Annotated in this window: 19 protein-coding genes; 10 read left to right on the top strand and 9 right to left on the bottom strand. The window is 60.8% G+C overall.

Annotated elements, in window-relative coordinates; translation table 11 throughout:
- The first annotated feature begins 216 nt into the window (after positions 1 to 216).
- From FYB92_RS03725 to FYB92_RS03700, 6 genes are all read left to right on the top strand, one after another.
- Positions 217 to 705: a hypothetical protein gene (locus FYB92_RS03725; protein ID WP_062809507.1), complete on the top strand. Its 489-nt coding sequence runs from the start codon at positions 217 to 219 to the stop codon at positions 703 to 705.
- 60 nt (positions 706 to 765) lie between these two features.
- Positions 766 to 1,071, top strand: coding sequence for a hypothetical protein (locus FYB92_RS03720; RefSeq protein ID WP_192265554.1), 306 nt, complete (start codon positions 766 to 768; stop codon positions 1,069 to 1,071).
- 140 nt (positions 1,072 to 1,211) lie between these two features.
- Complete coding sequence (locus FYB92_RS03715; RefSeq protein WP_062809509.1) at positions 1,212 to 1,991, top strand: acetoin reductase; 780 nt, start codon at positions 1,212 to 1,214, stop codon at positions 1,989 to 1,991.
- Positions 1,992 to 2,118: 127 nt separating this feature from the next.
- Positions 2,119 to 2,904, top strand: coding sequence for an SDR family NAD(P)-dependent oxidoreductase (locus tag FYB92_RS03710; protein ID WP_003621725.1), 786 nt, complete (start codon positions 2,119 to 2,121; stop codon positions 2,902 to 2,904).
- Positions 2,905 to 3,513: 609 nt separating this feature from the next.
- Positions 3,514 to 4,434: a delta(1)-pyrroline-2-carboxylate reductase family protein gene (locus tag FYB92_RS03705; protein WP_075625174.1), complete on the top strand. Its 921-nt coding sequence runs from the start codon at positions 3,514 to 3,516 to the stop codon at positions 4,432 to 4,434.
- Positions 4,435 to 5,427: 993 nt separating this feature from the next.
- Positions 5,428 to 5,919, top strand: coding sequence for a YaiI/YqxD family protein (locus FYB92_RS03700; RefSeq protein ID WP_003621721.1), 492 nt, complete (start codon positions 5,428 to 5,430; stop codon positions 5,917 to 5,919).
- Between the two features lie 250 nt (positions 5,920 to 6,169).
- Here FYB92_RS03700 and FYB92_RS03695 read toward each other — a convergent pair whose 3' ends face one another.
- Genes FYB92_RS03695 through FYB92_RS03680 form a run of 4 tightly spaced genes read right to left on the bottom strand, consistent with a single transcriptional unit; the run spans position 6,170 to position 7,799 of the window.
- Complete coding sequence (locus FYB92_RS03695) at positions 6,170 to 6,601, bottom strand: NUDIX domain-containing protein (RefSeq protein ID WP_048858946.1); 432 nt, start codon at positions 6,599 to 6,601, stop codon at positions 6,170 to 6,172.
- A 12-nt stretch (positions 6,602 to 6,613) separates the two neighbouring features.
- Positions 6,614 to 7,003 (bottom strand): DUF2171 domain-containing protein, encoded by a 390-nt coding sequence (locus FYB92_RS03690; RefSeq protein WP_225578754.1) that lies wholly within the window; start codon positions 7,001 to 7,003, stop codon positions 6,614 to 6,616.
- A gap of 25 nt (positions 7,004 to 7,028) precedes the next feature.
- Complete coding sequence (locus tag FYB92_RS03685; protein WP_081256634.1) at positions 7,029 to 7,289, bottom strand: CBU_0592 family membrane protein; 261 nt, start codon at positions 7,287 to 7,289, stop codon at positions 7,029 to 7,031.
- Positions 7,290 to 7,319: 30 nt separating this feature from the next.
- Positions 7,320 to 7,799: a hypothetical protein gene (locus tag FYB92_RS03680; protein WP_075632551.1), complete on the bottom strand. Its 480-nt coding sequence runs from the start codon at positions 7,797 to 7,799 to the stop codon at positions 7,320 to 7,322.
- A 248-nt stretch (positions 7,800 to 8,047) separates the two neighbouring features.
- On the opposite strand from FYB92_RS03680, the gene FYB92_RS03675 reads away from it, so the two are divergent.
- On the top strand, positions 8,048 to 8,404 hold the full coding sequence (locus tag FYB92_RS03675) for a zinc ribbon domain-containing protein YjdM (protein WP_062810017.1): 357 nt from the start codon (positions 8,048 to 8,050) through the stop codon (positions 8,402 to 8,404).
- Between the two features lie 513 nt (positions 8,405 to 8,917).
- On the opposite strand, the gene FYB92_RS03670 is transcribed toward FYB92_RS03675, so the two are convergent.
- Positions 8,918 to 10,309: a gluconate:H+ symporter gene (locus tag FYB92_RS03670; protein WP_075596455.1), complete on the bottom strand. Its 1,392-nt coding sequence runs from the start codon at positions 10,307 to 10,309 to the stop codon at positions 8,918 to 8,920.
- A gap of 361 nt (positions 10,310 to 10,670) precedes the next feature.
- Here FYB92_RS03670 and FYB92_RS03665 point away from each other — a divergent pair, with 361 nt between their 5' ends.
- The 3 genes from FYB92_RS03665 to FYB92_RS03655 all read left to right on the top strand — a co-directional run bounded on the left by FYB92_RS03665 (position 10,671) and on the right by FYB92_RS03655 (position 15,067).
- Positions 10,671 to 12,233 (top strand): Hint domain-containing protein, encoded by a 1,563-nt coding sequence (locus FYB92_RS03665; RefSeq protein ID WP_332828189.1) that lies wholly within the window; start codon positions 10,671 to 10,673, stop codon positions 12,231 to 12,233.
- A gap of 476 nt (positions 12,234 to 12,709) precedes the next feature.
- Positions 12,710 to 14,317: a Hint domain-containing protein gene (locus FYB92_RS03660; protein WP_332828188.1), complete on the top strand. Its 1,608-nt coding sequence runs from the start codon at positions 12,710 to 12,712 to the stop codon at positions 14,315 to 14,317.
- 522 nt (positions 14,318 to 14,839) lie between these two features.
- Complete coding sequence (locus FYB92_RS03655; RefSeq protein ID WP_332828187.1) at positions 14,840 to 15,067, top strand: hypothetical protein; 228 nt, start codon at positions 14,840 to 14,842, stop codon at positions 15,065 to 15,067.
- A gap of 199 nt (positions 15,068 to 15,266) precedes the next feature.
- On the opposite strand, the gene FYB92_RS03650 is transcribed toward FYB92_RS03655, so the two are convergent.
- From FYB92_RS03650 to FYB92_RS03635, 4 genes are all read right to left on the bottom strand, one after another.
- Positions 15,267 to 15,521, bottom strand: a complete 255-nt coding sequence (locus FYB92_RS03650) for a hypothetical protein (protein WP_003621713.1) — start codon at positions 15,519 to 15,521, stop codon at positions 15,267 to 15,269.
- Between the two features lie 250 nt (positions 15,522 to 15,771).
- Positions 15,772 to 16,143: a hypothetical protein gene (locus FYB92_RS03645; protein WP_064305511.1), complete on the bottom strand. Its 372-nt coding sequence runs from the start codon at positions 16,141 to 16,143 to the stop codon at positions 15,772 to 15,774.
- Between the two features lie 121 nt (positions 16,144 to 16,264).
- Entirely contained in the window at positions 16,265 to 16,999 is a 735-nt protein-coding gene (locus FYB92_RS03640; protein ID WP_332828186.1) for a surface-adhesin E family protein, read from the bottom strand.
- A gap of 53 nt (positions 17,000 to 17,052) precedes the next feature.
- On the bottom strand, positions 17,053 to 17,427 hold the full coding sequence (locus tag FYB92_RS03635) for a hypothetical protein (protein WP_003621706.1): 375 nt from the start codon (positions 17,425 to 17,427) through the stop codon (positions 17,053 to 17,055).
- Between the last annotated feature and the right edge of the window lie 173 nt (positions 17,428 to 17,600).

Genomic DNA, 17,600 nt, shown 5'->3' with positions numbered 1-17,600 from the left:
AAAAGCTTCGAAAGACGCCGCTTTTTTGGAAAAAGGCGGCACCCAAAGATTTTTCCTGTTGTTTATCAATGGGTTATTTTCAAACACTCTCTAAATGCGACATTCAGGGGCTTTGCCCCCGCACCCCCACCAAAGGGTATTCCCCTTTGGAAACCATGACTTTTCGGCCGATGTCCCTGTTGCCTTATGCCATAGCGTTTTTTCAGGAGTCTTCATATGCCCCGTCTTTACACCGCCACCACCGCGCGTCCCGACATGGGCGCACCCGGTCCAGCCGCGCGTGCGCGCGAGGTTGTGTCCGACATGGTCGTCACCACCCCCCGCACCCCGGCGCAGGCCGTGCGGCGGGTGCGGTGTGAATGTATGCTCGACCGGCTGTTTTACCGCGCCAACAGCGCCATAGATCCCGCACAGTATCGCGCGGGCCTGCGCTTTCGCGGCCTGTGGACACGTGCGGCGCGGCAGACACCGTTAACACAGTCCTATCGCCCCACAACGGGCGACGCCCGTGGCCCGGCGGGCGGGCATGATCCGGTCACGTGGGCGGTGCTGGAGCTGAACGAAGCCCTGTCCTGCCTGAGCGCCGCGCAACGCCGCGCCGTCATCGCCACATGCGGCATGGATGAACCCACCGGCCTGCGCACGCGCACGCTGCGCGCGGGACTGGATGCGCTGGACATATTCTGGCGCAGGGCAAGGAGCTGATCTCCGCCGGTTGGAAAATACAGGACGGCCTGAACACAATGCATGGACAGGAGACAGAAAATGCTTCGGACCCTGCCTTTTGCAAAGGCGCTGTTTTGTAAAGATTGCCGCCGAAATTTTCATGATTCCGATCACTGGCCTGCGCTGACACCCCCAACATTCCAATATCCCTTGGGGGACAAAAATACCCCCGGCCCCACCAGAAGATTGCCTGAAAACAGACCAGCAATAAAAAACAAGAAAAGCGTCAAAAAAAACCTTATGATTTCAGCATGTTATAAGTCCAGACATTTCAAACATCCTGTAAAAGTCACGGTCTCCAAAGGGCAATGCCCTTTGGTGGGGGTTCGGGGGCAAAGCCCCTGAGTAAAGCAAGCCCCCCTGAAGCAACCCCCCCGCCCCATCACAAATAACGGAAGGCACATCCCTTTCCCCCTGTCGCGGCGTTAGTGCCTGCAACGCGGCGTATCCCGCGCTGTCGGGACAATAAAGAAAGAACATCGTTCATGTCTCTTGTTGGGAAAGTGGCCGTCGTGACGGGTGCGGCACAGGGCATCGGGCGCGGCATTGCGTTGCGTCTGGCGCGTGATGGCGCGGACGTGGCGCTGGTGGATATGAACATGGACCGCCTGGCGCAGGTGCGCGCGGACATCATGGCGCTGGGGCGCAGGGCGGTTGCCATCAGCGCGGACATCAGCGTGCGTGACGAGGTCTTTGCCACCATTGCACGGACGATGGAGGAACTGGGCGGTGTTGACATCATGGTCAACAATGCAGGCGTGGCGCAGGTCAAGCCGTTGCTGCATGTGACACCCGACGACATGGGGCGGATTTTCCGCATCAATGTGGACGGCACGTTGTGGGGGATTCAGGCCGCAGCGGAGGCATTCAGGAAACAGGCATGCAAGGGCAAGATCATCAATGCCTGTTCCATTGCGGGGCATGATGGTTATGCGCTGCTGGGTGTCTATTCCGCGACGAAATTCGCGGTGCGGGGCCTGACGCAGGCGGCGGCAAAGGAACTGGCGACCTTTGGCATCACGGTCAACGCCTATTGCCCCGGCGTGGTGGGCACGGACATGTGGGTGGAAATCGACCGCCGCATGGCCGAGGAAACCGGCGCGGAAATCGGTGCGACATACAGGAAATATGTCGATGGCATCACGCTGGGCCGGGCGGAAACGCCCGATGACGTGGCCGGTTTCGTCGCATGGCTGGCGGGGCCGGATTCCGATTACATGACAGGACAGTCGGTGCTGATTGATGGCGGGCTGGTGTTTCGCTGACACCATGGGGCGCGCGGGTGTTCACGCCCGCGTGTCATGATGCCTGTGGCGCGCGGGGGCGCGGGTGGTGTACGCTGCCGCCCGGTTATCGTCACACCACACGGAAAACGACCATGGGAAAGCAGCCATGAAAATTGACCTTACGGGCCGGACGGCCATTGTAACCGGATCGACAGGCGGCATCGGGCTGGCCATCGCCACGGGTCTGGCGGGGTGCGGGGCGCGCGTTGTGGTCAACGGGCGCAGGCAACCGGCGGTGGACCGGGCGGTGTCCATCGTATCGGGGGCGGGCGGCGACGCGGTCGGGTTCGTGGGGGACCTTGGCACGGCAGACGGATGCGCGGCCCTGGTCGCGGCGCATCCATCATGCGATATCCTGATAAACAACCTTGGCATTTTCGAACCCAAGGATTTCTTTGACACCCCGGACGAGGACTGGACCCGTTTTTTCGAGGTCAACGTCATGTCAGGCGTCCGCCTGTCGCGCGCATACCTGCCGGGCATGCAGGAACGCGACTGGGGGCGGGTGGTGTTCATCTCGTCTGAATCCGCGCTGAACATCCCGGTGGAAATGATCCATTACGGATTCAGCAAGACCGCACAGGTGGCGGTGGCGCGTGGCCTGGCGGAACGGATGGCCGGGACGAACGTGACGGTCAATTCCGTTCTGCCGGGGCCGACCCTATCCGAAGGGCTGGCGGAAATGTTGCGGCCAGAGCAGGAAAAAACCGGAAAGACGCTGGAGGACGTGGCCGCCGACTTTGTCATGACGCATCGTCCCTCCTCCATTATCCGTCGCGCCGCAACGGTGGAGGAAGTCGCAAACATGGTGGTGTACCTGTCCTCGCCCCAGGCTTCGGCCACCACGGGGGCATCGGTGCGCGTCGATGGCGGGGTGTTAAGCGTCATCTGAACACCCCATCCATGAGATCAAAAACAAGAAAAGTTTTTGGGTGCCGCCTTTCGATCGGCGAAGGCGGCGTCTTTCGAAGCTTTTTGGAAAAAGCTTCACCAAAAACTTTTATGATTTCATGATCTTAGCGGACTTAGCTTTTTTTGGGATCGAATCTCATGAGGATGGGGGCAGATTGTTTCCAACCTCATGACCATAAATCGCGATTGAGAAAGCAAAACACCCTATCCGGCCTTCCCTGTAAACATCAGCGTTCCTTAAGAGACTGTTTGAAAAGTCAGGCCTGATAACATCCTGTAATTATAAAAGTTTTTGGTGAAGCTTTTTCCAAAAAGCTTCGAAAGACGCCACCTTTTTGAAAAAAGGCGGCACCCAGAAACTTTTTCTTATCAACGCGTTGTTTTCAAACACTCTTCCAAGTAACGGAAATAACTCTATTCATTTTCGGTCAGGCTTTTCAGCCATGGCGACATAGGCACAAAAGGACAGGCCACGCACAGGGAAAGGCACGGTCCCTGCTCCATATCCATGCCCCCTTGACGCGCGGCGTGTGACGCGGTGCAATCGTGGCATCATACGTCCCGATCCATACGAATAAACAGGCCCCCGATGAAACATTACTGCGCGACGCAGACACAGGCGCTGCTGCCATTCCCGGCGCTGGTGGACATGCTGGCGCGCACCGTGCGCGATTACGCGGGCGGCACCATCGCCTGCCCCGAACGCACCACCGTTCCCACCCACGATGGGGGCGGGGTGCTGATGTGCATGCCCGCCGTCGGGGCGGACCTGATTACGACCAAGCTGCTGACGATCTTTGGCGCGAACACGGCGCTGCACCTGCCGGCCATACAGGGGACGGTCACGTGCGCGGATGCGCATGACGGGCGGTTCCTGTTCGGGCTGGATGGGCCAACGGTCACGATGCGCCGCACCTCGGCCATCAGCATGCTGGCGATCCGCACCTTCGTTCACGGGCATGTGCGCCGCGTGCTGGTGATCGGCACTGGCACGCAGGCCCTGGCACATGTGGAGGCATTGGCCGCCCTGCATCCCGCCATCGAGGTTGCGATCCGTGGCCGCACCCCCGACCGGGCGGAGCGTTTTTGCACCCAGCACGCAACCGACCGCCTGACGCTGCGTCCCGAACGGGCCGGGGCAGAGGACGGATTTGATGTCGTCATCACCACGACATCCAGCACCACGCCCATTTTCGACACACCCGCCGATGCGCGCCGCCTGGTGATCGGGGTTGGGGCCTATCGCCCGGACATGGCGGAAATCGCCCCGCAGGTCGTCCGCGCCAGCCAGATTTACGTGGATGATCCCATCGGCGCCCCGTCAGAGGCCGGGGACATCCTGCAGGCCGGTGTGCCATGGGGGGATGTCCGCGCCCTTGCGCAGGCATTCGACACGCCACGCGACCCGGCCCGGCCCGTATTTTTCAAATCCGTGGGATGCGCGGCATGGGACCTTGCCGCCTGCCGGGTCGCACGCGACATGCAGACACGCCTGTCACCCGAAGCCTAGGGCATTTCCACCGAAAACCGGTTCGGTGAAAATGCTCCGGTTTATTGTTTTTACGAGCATCTTCACCTGTTTGAAGGCACGCCTTCAAACAGGATCTGCCCTAGCCCCACAGACCGTTTGGAAAAGGGGCCGCAGCGCCCCATTGGACGCCAATGGTTCCGGGGGATGGCTTTTTCAAAAAGTCCTGAAAATATTAAGAGAGTGTTTGAAAAGTCAGGCTCTATAACATTCTGAAATCATAAAAGTTTTTGGTGAAGCTTTTTCCAAAAAGCTTCAGAAGACGCCGCCTTTTTGAAAAAAGGCGGCACCCAAAAACTTTTCCTGTTTTTTATCAATGAGTTGTTTTCAAACACTCTCTAAGAAAAGTTCTTGGATGCTGCTTTTTGATCGAAAAAGGTAGAGTTTTCTGAAGCTGTTTCCAAAAAGATTTACCAAAAAACCTTATATTATTTAAGGATATTGTTAATCCTGACTTTTTAAACAGTCCCTATATCAGGATCTTTCAAAAACTTTCCCTATTCCAACAGGTTGCTGTTCCCCAATATTTCCAGCCATCTCTTATGGTCTGGACCCTATCACACCGTTTTGCGTGATGCCACATGGCATGGCGGCAATCTGTCGGGGAAACATCGTGTGTTCACAAGGAGATTTTGCAATATCCGTCTTTTTGAAAAAGCTTCACGAAAATATCGACTTCTGGGAAGCAGGCGTTTTGTGAAATTATTCCCCTTCCTTATCAATGGGTTAATTTGAAATCGCATCCGCTTCGCGCGCGCCGCTGTCTTTTACCTTTGGGATGGGGGAATCCTTGGGGCAACATCCCTGTGCGTGCCTGCTACCTTGATATGCATTTTAAACATTCATTCAGAATGGATCTTATTGCCGGGCATTCTGCGGCCCTGCGCAGGGGGCTGCCCTTGTCACACATGTGCAAGGCGGCCTAAAATGGGGAATGACCGTGTATTTCCATGCCCCGGCGGGGTAAGCGCCACCATGACCCGGATCTTTATTGACGCCGATGCCTGCCCGGTGCGCGATGAAACCTATCGCGTGGCGCTGCGCCATGGGGTGCATACTTTTGTCGTGGCAAACCGGATGATCGCCATCCCGCCCTCGCCCCTGATTGAACGGGTTGTCGTGACACAGGGCATGGATGTCGCCGATGACTGGATCGCCGGGCATGCCCACGCCCATGATATCGTGATTTCAACCGATATCCCGCTGGCCGCGCGATGCGTGGCACAGGGCGCCTGCGTGCTGGACCCGCGCGGGCGCATCCTGGATGAAAACGCAATCGGCATGGCGCTTGCCGTCAGGAACCTGATGGACGACCTGCGCTCCACCGGGGCCATCATGCAGGGGGGACGCGGCTTCTCCCGCGGGGACCGCTCCAACTTCCTCTCCGCACTCGACACCGCCGTCGTGCGCGCCCGCAAAAACGCCACACGCCCAAAACCACCCCCGTTCGTCCTCCCAACAGAATGACAGGGACGGGCCGCGCCCGGAGGGTGCGTCTGTTATAAGTGCGGCATTCAGGGGCTTTGCCCCCGAACCCCCACCAAAGGGTATTACCCTTTGGAAACCATGACTTCTTAAACAGATCAGGGTGCAGGGAGCACGCTCCCTGCCGGGTCCGGGCAGAGCCCGGATCGTGAGACTGTTATAAGTGCAGCATTCAGGGGCTTTGCCCCCGAAACCCCCACCAAAGGGTATTACCCTTTGGAAACCATGGTTTTCAGGTTTCCGCCAGTGCGCGCAGGGCGACCTGTGTGGCGAGTGTCAGCGGGGTGGGCAGGTCATCCAGCGCGAACCAGCGGACGGCCGACAGGGCGTCGGGTTCACATAACAGCGCCCGCGCCGAGGTGATCGGGGTCGCAAGATAGACAGGCGCAACCCAGTGCGACGCATCTTCGCGCGCGGTGGCCGGGGTGATGTGGTTCACGACACATAACAGGCGCGACAGGCGGACCACCAGGCCGGTTTCCTCCGCCACTTCGCGCCGGACGGCGTGTTCCACCGTTTCCATCCACTCCACCTTGCCACCCGGCAGGCCCCAATGCCCGGCCTCTGGCGGGCGGCGGCGACAGACCAGCACGATGCGCCCATCGCCACGACGCACCAGCGCGCCACATCCCACGCGCGCATCCGCCACACCCTCCCGCGCCATCGCGCCATACCCTCAGCGCGTGGGGGTATAGGACTGCACATCCTCGATCGTATGATTCAGCACAAGGCGCTTGTCATCAATGGAGGCAACCCAGTCCGCCGGGATTTCGAACATGCTTTCGGCGGGACCATCAACCGTTACCTGGATCATGCCATTGCCTGTCACCGCGCTTAATGTCCCGACGCGGCCACCTGCGGATGCCATGACGTCACGACCTATCATCTGTTGGGTTACATCAGCCATGTCATGTCCTTTCATATCAATGCCCGCGCCATGCCCATCCCGCCGGGACGCATGCCCCCACCGGTCCGGTGGGGCCGGCGCATCGCCTGTCATGGCCACGACAGGCAGGCCCGGCATCATGTTTGCGGTAAAGCCGACTGTACCGGCTGCCGCCGCCAATCACAACCCTGCCGGGCCACGCACGCTATTGCCGCATCCGACGCCACATCGCGGCAATGACGCCGTACAGGCTAACGCTGCTCCAGAAGGCTTCGATGCACAGTGACGGCATGTTGAAGTGAACACATAACGAGGCCATCACCATCAGGCTGCCGCACAGATTGCCCAGGGGATAGGCCACGCCCGTCGTGTCGATACGCCCGCGCAGGCTGAGGTAATATTGCACCACGATCACGATCGACCCGACGAAACCGATGCTGTCGGCCGCGATGTCCATGCCCGTCATGCCCCACCCCACGCCTGACGCGCCGGCACGTCAGTTGACGCCGTACTGCTTGCGCTGGTTCATCTTGGTGTTCAGCTTCTCGTTATACGTGTGATAGCTGCCCTTGGGCACGCATCCCATTTCCTCCAGGTCCTCCAGATGGACGCTGTCATTGATCCAGCCATTGACCTCGGCAAAGGGGATGACGGCAGGGATGGGACGGTTGGCGAACACGATCGGCTCATCATGGCCGACGACATAACCGAACTGCGCGAAATGGGCGCCCCGGGCCGGGGTTTCGGCCACCTCGCCACACACCACGCCCGCACCATCGGCATCATGGGCCGCAAGGTGGCGGAAGCGTGCATCGTTCGGGTGTTTCAGGGTGGCGGCGACCTTTTTCATTGCCTCTGCCGCGCCTGCGACATGGGCGTCACTGCCGTCCAGCACCGTCTGCGCCGCGCACGGACCGCCCGGCACACCAGCAAGAGCCGCGCCAAAAACCGCCGCCAGTATCATGGCCTTGTACATCTGTCGTTTCCTTCCTGCCCTGGACCTGCGCCGTGGAATATCCATCGCGATCGGGCCAGGTGCGTGCCCCTTGGTGCCTGCCTTCGCCGCGTGGGGTCAAGCATCGGGATGGTTCCTTTTTCAATTGTATTACGTTTGATAATATTGTGGAAAATATGTGCGTCATGGCCACCGCGACCGGCGGGCAAGCGGTGCGAAGGCCGGGTTTATGGTATGGCTGCGGCCATCTGATGATGACGAGGACGACAATGAACACCGACCCGAAATGCCCGCAATGCGGCTGTGCCCATGCCTATCCCGATGGTGGCCTGTGGATCTGCCCCGAATGCGGCCATGAATGGAACCCGCAGGCCGCCGCCGACACGGATGCGGATGCTGCGGCGCAGAACGTGGTGCGCGACGCCAATGGCACCCCCCTGTCCGATGGTGACAGCGTGACCGTCATCAAGGACCTGAAGGTCAAGGGCGCGTCCTCCGTCATCAAGGGCGGCACGAAGGTCCGCAACATCCGCCTGGTCGATGGGACGGACGGGCATAATATCGCCTGCAAAATCGGCGGGATCGGGGCGATGAACCTGAAATCGGAATTCGTAAAGAAAGCCTGACCCCGTATTTGGCCTGAAGGCTGCATTTATAACAGGCGCAGCATCCGGGCGCTGCCCGGACCCGGCAGGGAGCACGCTCCCTGCACCCTGATCTGTTTAAGGAGTCATGGTTTCCAAAGGGTAATACCCTTTGGTGGGGGTTTGGGGGCGAAGCCCCTGAATGCTGCATTTATAACAGACGCAGCATCCGGGCTCTGCCCGGCCCCGGCAGGGAGCATGCTCCCTGCACCCTGATCTGTTTAAGAAGGCATGGTTTCCAAAGGGTAATACCCTTTGGTGGGGGTTCGGGGGCAAAGCCCCTGAATGGCGCACTTATAACAGGCACAGCATCCGGGCGCTGCCCGGACCCGGCAGGGAGCGTGCTCCCTGCACCCTGATCTGTTTAAGAGGTCATGGTTTCCAAAGAATAAGTATAAAATTTTTTGGTGAAGCTTTTTTCAAAAAGCTTCATAAACCCGTGCATTTTCCAAAATATCCGCACTACGCCCTGCCCCGCCTTGCGCGCAATGCCGCCTAGAGCGCCATCCACATCAGCGCCGTCCCGGCAAAGGCGGTCAGGGCGGCGATACCGGTCATGACGGTCCAGCTCGACAGCCCTTCCCCCACACTCAGCCCCGCCATGCGGGTGACGATCCAGAACCCTGCGTCATTGACATGTGACAGCGCCATCCCCCCGGCCCCCATCGCCAGCGCCAGCAGCGCAAGGTGCGTCTGGTCCAGATGCAGCCGCGTAATCAGCGGCCCGACAATACCCGCCGTCGCCATCAGCGCCACCGTCGTCGGCCCCTGCGCGACGCGCAGGATCATCGTCATGACGAAACACAACGCCAGCACCGGCAGCCCCGCCGCCGACAGCATACCGCCCAGCGCATCGCCCACCCCGCTTTGCACCAGCACCTGCGCGAATGCGCCGCCCGCGCCGGTAATCAGGATAATCCCGGCGGTGGACGGCAATGCCGCCGCCAGCACGTCCGACACGGTGGCCAGCGCCATGCCACGCCGCAACCCCAGCAGCCACGCGCACATCACCACGTCGATACCCAGCGCGACATACGGAATGCCCGCAAACGCGATGACAGAGCGCACGCCCCCCGCCGCCATCATGTCCGACGCCAGCGTGCCCGCGATCATCAACACGACCGGCACACCGATCACCAGGGCGATTTCACCGGGATGGACCGGCCGCGCGCGCACGGCGGCAACCAGGCACGCATCGGCGGCGGAGCCATGGTCGGGATCGGTGGTGGTGCCCGCCTCCTCCACAATCGCGCGGATATCGGGCGCGCAGCCCAATGGCCGCGCCATGACCGGGCGTGACAGAACATAGGTCAGCGCCACCGAAAACGCCGCCAGCGGCAGGCCCAGCATCAGCACCCGTCCCGCCCCGACACCCAGCGCGCCGCCAACGGCCACGGCCCCCGGATGTGGCGGCAGCAGTGCATGCACCGTCAACATCGTCACCGCCATCGGCACGGCGAACATGGCGGGCACACGCCCGGTCTGGCGCGCCATGCCATAGACAAGGGGCATGAGCATGATGACGCCCACTTCGAAAAACACCGGTATCCCGACGCCAAAGGCCGCAACCACGATCGCCAGCGGCACATGCGCCGCCCCCGCGCGCCGCACCAGTGCCTGCGCCACCGCCTGCGCGCCCCCCGACAGGTCCACCATCCGCCCGATCATCGCACCCAACGCCACGATGATGGCGATATGCCCGATGGTCCGGCCCAGCCCGCCCTGTATTGCATCGGCCAGACGGGCGACCGGCGTGCCCGTCAACAACGCCACGGCGGTCGCCACCAGCAGCAGCGCCAGGAACGGATGCACCCGCCCCATCACGATCAGGGCCAGCAGAACGGCAATTGCCCCCGTTCCGATCAGGGCCAGCATAATGGGGGTCATACGTGTTCCTGCGCAGAATATGGCCTGCCCCGTCACGACATGGGGGCGGGCAAGGGGACGTAATCAGTCCCCTTTATCATGAATCACCACCCCCGCCGCAAGGGGGATCGCACCCCGACGGCACACGCCAATCCCCCACCCGCTTCCCCTGCGCGCATTGGGGCGGAACCGCGAAAACAGCCATGTCAATGTCGCAGGGCGCAAATGCTTTGTAATATAATGTCTCATATTGTATCTGTTATAACATAATTTGGGATTCGCATCCGGTCCCGCGATCATTGGTCGTTCCACGCCTCCTGCTCCATGCCCGTTCCGTCATGAAGTTGCTGGGAAGACCGCCCCGGCACAGGAATTTGGGCAAATGGCACAGAACTATATTGATTACAGCAACAAGAGTTATTCGCTGACGACCAACAGCAACGGCTATCTCAGCAGTGCGCAGATCTTCGCGGCCCAGAACACCACGACTGATGGCAATGGCAACCTGGTCTTTTCCGTGGACAACATCGCCTCGGTCAACGCGGATGGCCCGACCACCCCTGATCCCGGCTTTACCAACGGGACACGCACCATGACGCTCAACAGCCTTTATGAAAATGGCGCCAATACCGGTTTTGTCATGGCGACGACCACGGGGACCGACGGCGGGCAGGAAAACGCCCTGCTGCAACAGACGCCATATTCCACCAGCGACGGCACGATCCTGTACGCCCCGCCCCAGACCATGGACGACACGGTCAATGGACAGGTGGCGCAGACCGAGACCAGCGGGACGCACGGCTCGTACCTCTATTTCACGAACACGGCCGCAACCCCGATGTCGGACGCACCCTCCACCATCACCACAACCAGCAACGGCAACGATTTCACGCCCGCCACATCGGTGCCCAGCACGCCATGCTTTACCGAAGGCACGCTGCTGCTGACCCCCCGTGGCGAAGTCGCGGTGGAGGATCTGCGCGCGGGGGATGAGGTCGTCACCGCATCCGGCGCGCACCGCCGTGTCCGCTGGCTTGGCCATCGCCGCATCCTGTGCACGGGCATGCCCGCATCACGCCGCCACATCGCACAGCCCGTGCGCATCAGCGCCCACGCCATCGCCCCCAACGTCCCCACGCGCGACGTCGCGGTGTCGCCCGGCCATGCCATCGCCATGACATTGCGCGACGGCACCGACGTGTTCGTGCCCGCCAGCACGCTGCTCAATGGCATCAGCATCACGCAGGATGACCGGGTGGAGGTCCGTTACTGGCATGTCGAACTCGACAGTCATGACGTGCTGGTGACGTCCGGCCTTGGCAGCGAGAGCTTCATGGATGTCGGCAACCGCCATGAATTCGCCATCGGGGCAGAGGGCCTCGACCCGCAGCGCACGCCCGGACTGATCCACAGGCACGCCCTGCCCTTCCATGACGAAGGCCCCGTCATCCACGAACTGCGCGAACGTCTGCTGGCCCGTGCGCAGGACATGGGATGGCGGCCGACGCAGGATGCCAACCTGCACATGATGGCCGATGGACAACGCATTGCCCCCGTCATGACCGGTGGCCTGACGCACTTCACCTTCCCCGCCACCGCGCGCAACGTCACCCTGCACAGCGCAACCTTCCGTCCCGCTTACCTTGAGGGCGAAACGGGCGACATGCGGGCGCTGGGCGTGCAGGTGCGTGATGCGTGGATCGGCGACAGCCGCACCGGGGGCGGGGTCGCCATCGGCGTGGATCACCCCCTGCTTGCCCCCGCATTCCACCCCGACGAACGGGATGCGGAATGCGCATGGCGCTGGACCACCGGCATGGCGCGCCTGTCCCCCGAACTGTGGAACGGCCGCAGCGGCGTCATTACGCTCAGCCTGCAGGTGAACCACGCGGCCCACGCACGCTGGACCCGTCCCGCCACGCAGGACGCCGCACACGCGGCCTGATACAACGCAGGGGCACCGCCCCTGCACCCCGCCAAAGGGTATTACCCTTTGGAAACCGTGACTCCTTAAAACAGATCAGGGTGCAGGGAGCACGCTCCCTGCCGGATCCGGGCAGCGCCCGGAGGCTGCGTCTGTTATAAATGCGGCATTCAGGGGCTTTGCCCCCGAACCCCCACCAAAGGGTATTACCCTTTGGAAACCATGACTCTCCTTCAACAGATCAGGGTGCAGGGAGCATGCTCCCTGCCGAGTCCGGGCAGCGCCCGGATACTGCGCCTGTGCACGGATTCCGAAACCGGTATCAGATATGATTTGCAACAATAGATTTCATAATGTAACGGTCAAAGTCAAAGAGACCCACCTGGATATTTATTCAGCCGCAGATCCTAAAGATGCATAAAGAATGCTGGATATAATTCCTTTCAGCCGTCGCGGAATTATTTTTCCATCCGCCCGATACCGGAGAATTCGCAGAAATGGCGAACACGTATACTGATTACAAGAACACAAAATATACAACGACGATTGATAAGAACGGCAACGAAACCAGTAGCCAGGCTTTCCTTATCGACACGAACGACAATTCGGACACGTCCACAACCGCATCGTCCCCCCTGCCACAGAACAGCGACGGCAGCACGACACTCCAGGTTCAGACACTTGCTGAAGCTAACAGCGAAAATACACAGGAGTCCGGCGGTTCAAACGAAACCGCCTATGATCCGGGTTTCGGGACCGGCACCCAGACGCTGGAACTGAACAGTATTTATGACAACGGCGTAAATACCGGCTTTGTCGATGCCACACTCCAAAGCCCGGAAGGCGGCACTGTGACAACGGTCTTGCAGCAGACGCCCTATTCCACCAGCGACGGCACGATCCTGTACGCCCCGCCACAGACAACAAACAACATGGATAACGGCAAGATCGTAGATACTAACCAGTCCGGCGGTTATTATACCTATCTGACGAATACGACCTATACGACGTCCAATGATGTTCCCTCCACCATTACCGCGACCAGCAACGGCAACAGCTTCACGCCCGCCACATCGGTGCCCAGCACGCCATGCTTTACCGAAGGCACGCTGCTGCTGACCCCCCGTGGCGAAGTCGCGGTGGAGGATCTGCGCGCGGGGGATGAGGTCGTGACCGCATCCGGTGCGCACCGCCGTGTCCGCTGGCTTGGCCATCGCCGCATCCTGTGCACGGGCATGCCCGCAGCACGCCGCCACATCGCACAGCCCGTGCGCATCAGCGCCCACGCCATCGCCCCCAACGTCCCCACGCGCGACGTCGCGGTGTCACCCGGCCATGCCATCGCCATGACATTGCGCGACGGCACCGACGTGTTCGTGCCCGCCAGCACGCTGCTCAATGGCATCAGCATCACGCAGGATGACCGGGTGGAGGTCCGTTACTGGCATGTCGAACTCGACAGTCATGACGTGCTGGTGGCGTCCGGCCTTGGCAGCGAGAGCTTCATGGATGTCGGCAACCGCCATGAATTCGCCATCGGGGCAGAGGGCCTCGACCCGCAGCGCACGCCCGGACTGATCCACAGGCACGCCCTGCCCTTCCATGACGAAGGCCCCGTCATCCACGAACTGCGCGAACGTCTGCTGGCCCGTGCGCAGGACATGGGATGGCGGCCGACGCAGGATGCCAACCTGCACATGATGGCCGATGGACAACGCATTGCCCCCGTCATGACCGGTGGCCTGACGCACTTCACCTTCCCCGCCACCGCGCGCAACGTCACCCTGCACAGCGCAACCTTCCGTCCCGCTTACCTTGAGGGCGAAACGGGCGACATGCGGGCGCTGGGCGTGCAGGTGCGTGATGCGTGGATCGGCGACAGCCGCACCGGGGGCGGGGTCGCCATCGGCGTGGATCACCCCCTGCTTGCCCCCGCATTCCATCCCGACGAACGGGATGCGGAATGCGCATGGCGCTGGACCACCGGCATGGCGCGCCTGTCCCCCGAACTGTGGAACGGCCGCAGCGGCGTCATTACGCTCAGCCTGCAGGTGAACCACGCAGCCCACGCGCGCTGGACCCGTCCCGCCACACACGCGGCCTGACACAACGCAGGGGCACCGCCCCTGCACCCCGCCAAAGGGTATTTCCCCTTTGGAAACCGTGACTCCTTAAAACAGATCAGGGTGCAGGGAGCGCGCTCCCTGCCGGGTCCGGGCAGCGCCCGGAGGCTGCGCCTGTTATAAGTGTGGCATTCAGGGGCTTTGCCCCCGAAACCCCCACCAAAGGGTATTACCCTTTGGAAACCATGACTCTCCTTAAAACAGATCAGGGTGCAGGGAGCATGCTCCCTGCCGGGTCCGGGCAGCGCCCGGATACTGCGTCTGTTATAAATGCAGCATTCAGGGGCTTTGCCCCCGAACCCCCACCAAAGGGTATTACCCTTTGGAAACCATGAATTGGTGATATGGCGTTTTTCCGCCATTGTGACGCGGCCTGACCTGTGAATATGTCACAGGCGGCATTTTGCGCATTGACTTGTGCCGCATGCAGGGGCATCAGGCCCGACCGTTCATACATCGAAGTCGTTTTTGGGGGTGCCTGACCCCACCCCAGGAAGCCACGCCATGTCCCTTTCCTGCCTGCCCCGCACATCCTGCGCCACGCCTGCTGGCGTCGCATCGTCACGTGGCGTCACCGCGAACGCGCGTCCCGCACCCACCCACCGGGCCATGCGGCAGGTGCGTGCGGTCCTGCGCGACATCTGGGTTGGGCCGGTCATCGCATTGGGCAGCGTCGTCTGCGGCGGGTTCTTTACATTGCTGACCCATCTGCTGGGCCACGGCGCGCCCTGATCCGTTGCCCCCGACAATGGGGCGCATATCCCTCTAATCGAGGGTTTGAAAACAACGCATTGATAAAAAACAGGAAAAGTTTCCGGGTGCCGCCTTTCGATCGAAAAAGGCGGCGTCTTCTGAAGCTTTTTGGAAAAAGCTTCACCAAAAACCTTTATGATTTCAGGATGTTATTGGGCCTGACTTTTCAGACACGCCCTTAATGCAGGCCGCTGGCGCGTGGGGTTGTATCCAGCCACCCGCGCAGGATACGCCGCACGCGCACCCATGCGATGGCGCGGCGGAAATCACCTGTACTCAGGAAATAGCCCGCCCGCGTGGTGGCCACCTGCACGGCCTGCGGGCCAAGCGTCTTCAGCATATCGGATGCAAACTGCACGGGATCATCAAACAGGGCCGCATCTGGTGCCGGCTTTGGCTGTTCACGGCCTTTGGCACGTTCGATCATCAGCATCAATCCGATTCCGCCCCTGGCCGTCCATGACCAGCACCCGGCAAAGGACCCCCCGCAAGAAAACCGCCCCCGCCATGAGGACGCGGCATTGCATCCATTATGCAGCGCCAAGTGTATGTTACGGGTGGTTTCTTACGTTGATCTGTATCAAACCTGAATTTAAAAAACAACAACCCAGGGTTTAGAATATACCCCACTGAATTCGTTGAAGATGTTCAGGTAACAGGTCCAACGCATATCGAAATAATACTTATTTCTTACTTGTTAATGACATAACGAAAAAGACCACACCAATGGCCAGCAACCCGAACAGCACAGCCAGCGGTTGCAGATACAACAAAAGCAGCACCACAAACAGCACGAACAATGATGCATATTTAAGTCGGCTGTCCTCGCCAGAGAACAGGTCATTCACCCCCATGCGGATCATCGCCAGCGCCTGTCGCGCCTGGGTTGCGGTGGGGTCCGCCATTATGACCTGAAATCCCGACGCCTCCAGCCGCTCCAGCACCGCGCGCGCCTGTGCGCGGCGGGCGGCGTCATTGGTGGGCACGACCGTCGGCGCAGCACCCGGCGGCGGGGCAAGCGCATCAGACAGGGCGGCGACGATTCTGCTATCCATGGTGTTTTCCCCACTTTCACGGCGCACGATCGCCGCATTTTCACATCGTTTTCCACATTACTGACGGATTTATCCACACGGTTACCCGTATGCCTATCCCCGAAACTGTGGGTAAACCGGATCAGCGACCACACGCAATGCGTCGCCCGTCCTCCAACGACGGATCGACCGTCATTTCCCCACGCGGCACCGGCCCATCCGCCAGCTTCCGCCCCTTGCCCATATGTCCCGACCACGTGGCATAGGACAGGGTGCGATACGTATTGGCGGCACAGTTATACATGACCGAAAACCGGACGGACGCGAACGGCAGGCCATGGCTGACCATTTCGTCATCGAAATCCTGCATGAACGTGGCAGAGGCATGATTGCCATGTACCCGGATGGAGGAACGGTCGATATATTCCGTCACCTTGTTCTGGTATGGCGGCAGTTTCTGCAACACCGGCGCGGGGTCCGTGCCGGGGACATGGGACGCGGATGCAGGCGACGTGGTCACGGGGGGCGCGGTCACGGGGGCCGCAGCACCGGTCGTGGCGGCGGCAGAGACAACAACCGGGGGCACGGTAGCAGGGGTGACACGCGCAGGGGTGGCGATTACTGGGGTGGCGATCGCAGGAGTGGCGCTCATTGGGGACACAATCGCCGGGGCGGCCCATGCGGCGGGCGCACCGGCGGCCGATATCATGATGGCCGACATCGCGGGGGCCATCATCATTGTGGCCCACATCACTTTTGACGCCATGGCGAATGCCACACGATCCTTCATACGCTCCTGTCTCCCTGCATGCGGTGCCAGACCGCCATGCCCGGTTGCCACCATGCCCGATTTATGCAGCCGCGTTGTATATCCCATACCGCAACCGCTTCGCATAGGGGCGATGCCGCAATGCAGCATGATGCGCGCCCTTATGCCCCCGCGATCTGGCGAAAGCGCGCCCATGACATCTTGTCGCGAAAGATAAACAGGACGTAATAATCCTTGTGCCGTGTGCGGGTCATGGTGGCGTTGGCGTAAAATGGGAACACGTCGCACGGCCCGTCATACCCTGCGGGCACCGGGTCGGACCGCAACTGGCTGCGGACGCGAAACAGGGGGGAATATTCGTGGCTTGGCCCCGTGTTGCGACGGACATGGTACAGGTTCTTGCGAAAGCGGCGCAGACGGTCGGGCAGGACAAAGATCATGTTGCGTTCGATAAAACCGTCCACCGGGTCATGGTTGCGCAGATACTGCATGTCCGGCGTCATGTCGCAAAAGAAGTTATAGCCCCGAATAATCATCCCAACCCAAACCCGTCCTGCACGTGACCGCGCGCCCATGCCGTGGCCCTTCATACCATATCCGCCACCGCATATCCGTCATACCATACCCACCGCACAGAGGGGAAAGCCATGGGTGGGGAAAGCCATGGGCGGCCAACGCCATGGGGCATGAAAACCATGGGGGGTTGAAA

Source organism: Novacetimonas sp. GS1 (genome assembly GCF_036686925.1).
Lineage (GTDB): Bacteria > Pseudomonadota > Alphaproteobacteria > Acetobacterales > Acetobacteraceae > Novacetimonas > Novacetimonas hansenii.
This window is presented reverse-complemented; position numbering and strand designations above follow the sequence as displayed.

Coding starts and splice junctions, on each gene's coding strand:
- FYB92_RS03670 (WP_075596455.1), bottom strand. CDS start 10,309: ATGACCCCCATTATGCTGGCCCTGATCGGAACGGGGGCAATTGCCGTT.
- FYB92_RS03680 (WP_075632551.1), bottom strand. CDS start 7,799: ATGTACAAGGCCATGATACTGGCGGCGGTTTTTGGCGCGGCTCTTGCT.
- FYB92_RS03695 (WP_048858946.1), bottom strand. CDS start 6,601: ATGGCGCGGGAGGGTGTGGCGGATGCGCGCGTGGGATGTGGCGCGCTG.
- FYB92_RS03635 (WP_003621706.1), bottom strand. CDS start 17,427: ATGATTATTCGGGGCTATAACTTCTTTTGCGACATGACGCCGGACATG.
- FYB92_RS03675 (WP_062810017.1), top strand. CDS start 8,048: ATGAACACCGACCCGAAATGCCCGCAATGCGGCTGTGCCCATGCCTAT.
- FYB92_RS03650 (WP_003621713.1), bottom strand. CDS start 15,521: ATGCTGATGATCGAACGTGCCAAAGGCCGTGAACAGCCAAAGCCGGCA.
- FYB92_RS03710 (WP_003621725.1), top strand. CDS start 2,119: ATGAAAATTGACCTTACGGGCCGGACGGCCATTGTAACCGGATCGACA.
- FYB92_RS03640 (WP_332828186.1), bottom strand. CDS start 16,999: ATGGGATATACAACGCGGCTGCATAAATCGGGCATGGTGGCAACCGGG.
- FYB92_RS03665 (WP_332828189.1), top strand. CDS start 10,671: ATGGCACAGAACTATATTGATTACAGCAACAAGAGTTATTCGCTGACG.
- FYB92_RS03705 (WP_075625174.1), top strand. CDS start 3,514: ATGAAACATTACTGCGCGACGCAGACACAGGCGCTGCTGCCATTCCCG.
- FYB92_RS03725 (WP_062809507.1), top strand. CDS start 217: ATGCCCCGTCTTTACACCGCCACCACCGCGCGTCCCGACATGGGCGCA.
- FYB92_RS03655 (WP_332828187.1), top strand. CDS start 14,840: ATGTCCCTTTCCTGCCTGCCCCGCACATCCTGCGCCACGCCTGCTGGC.
- FYB92_RS03720 (WP_192265554.1), top strand. CDS start 766: ATGCTTCGGACCCTGCCTTTTGCAAAGGCGCTGTTTTGTAAAGATTGC.
- FYB92_RS03715 (WP_062809509.1), top strand. CDS start 1,212: ATGTCTCTTGTTGGGAAAGTGGCCGTCGTGACGGGTGCGGCACAGGGC.
- FYB92_RS03685 (WP_081256634.1), bottom strand. CDS start 7,289: ATGACGGGCATGGACATCGCGGCCGACAGCATCGGTTTCGTCGGGTCG.
- FYB92_RS03700 (WP_003621721.1), top strand. CDS start 5,428: ATGACCCGGATCTTTATTGACGCCGATGCCTGCCCGGTGCGCGATGAA.
- FYB92_RS03645 (WP_064305511.1), bottom strand. CDS start 16,143: ATGGATAGCAGAATCGTCGCCGCCCTGTCTGATGCGCTTGCCCCGCCG.
- FYB92_RS03660 (WP_332828188.1), top strand. CDS start 12,710: ATGGCGAACACGTATACTGATTACAAGAACACAAAATATACAACGACG.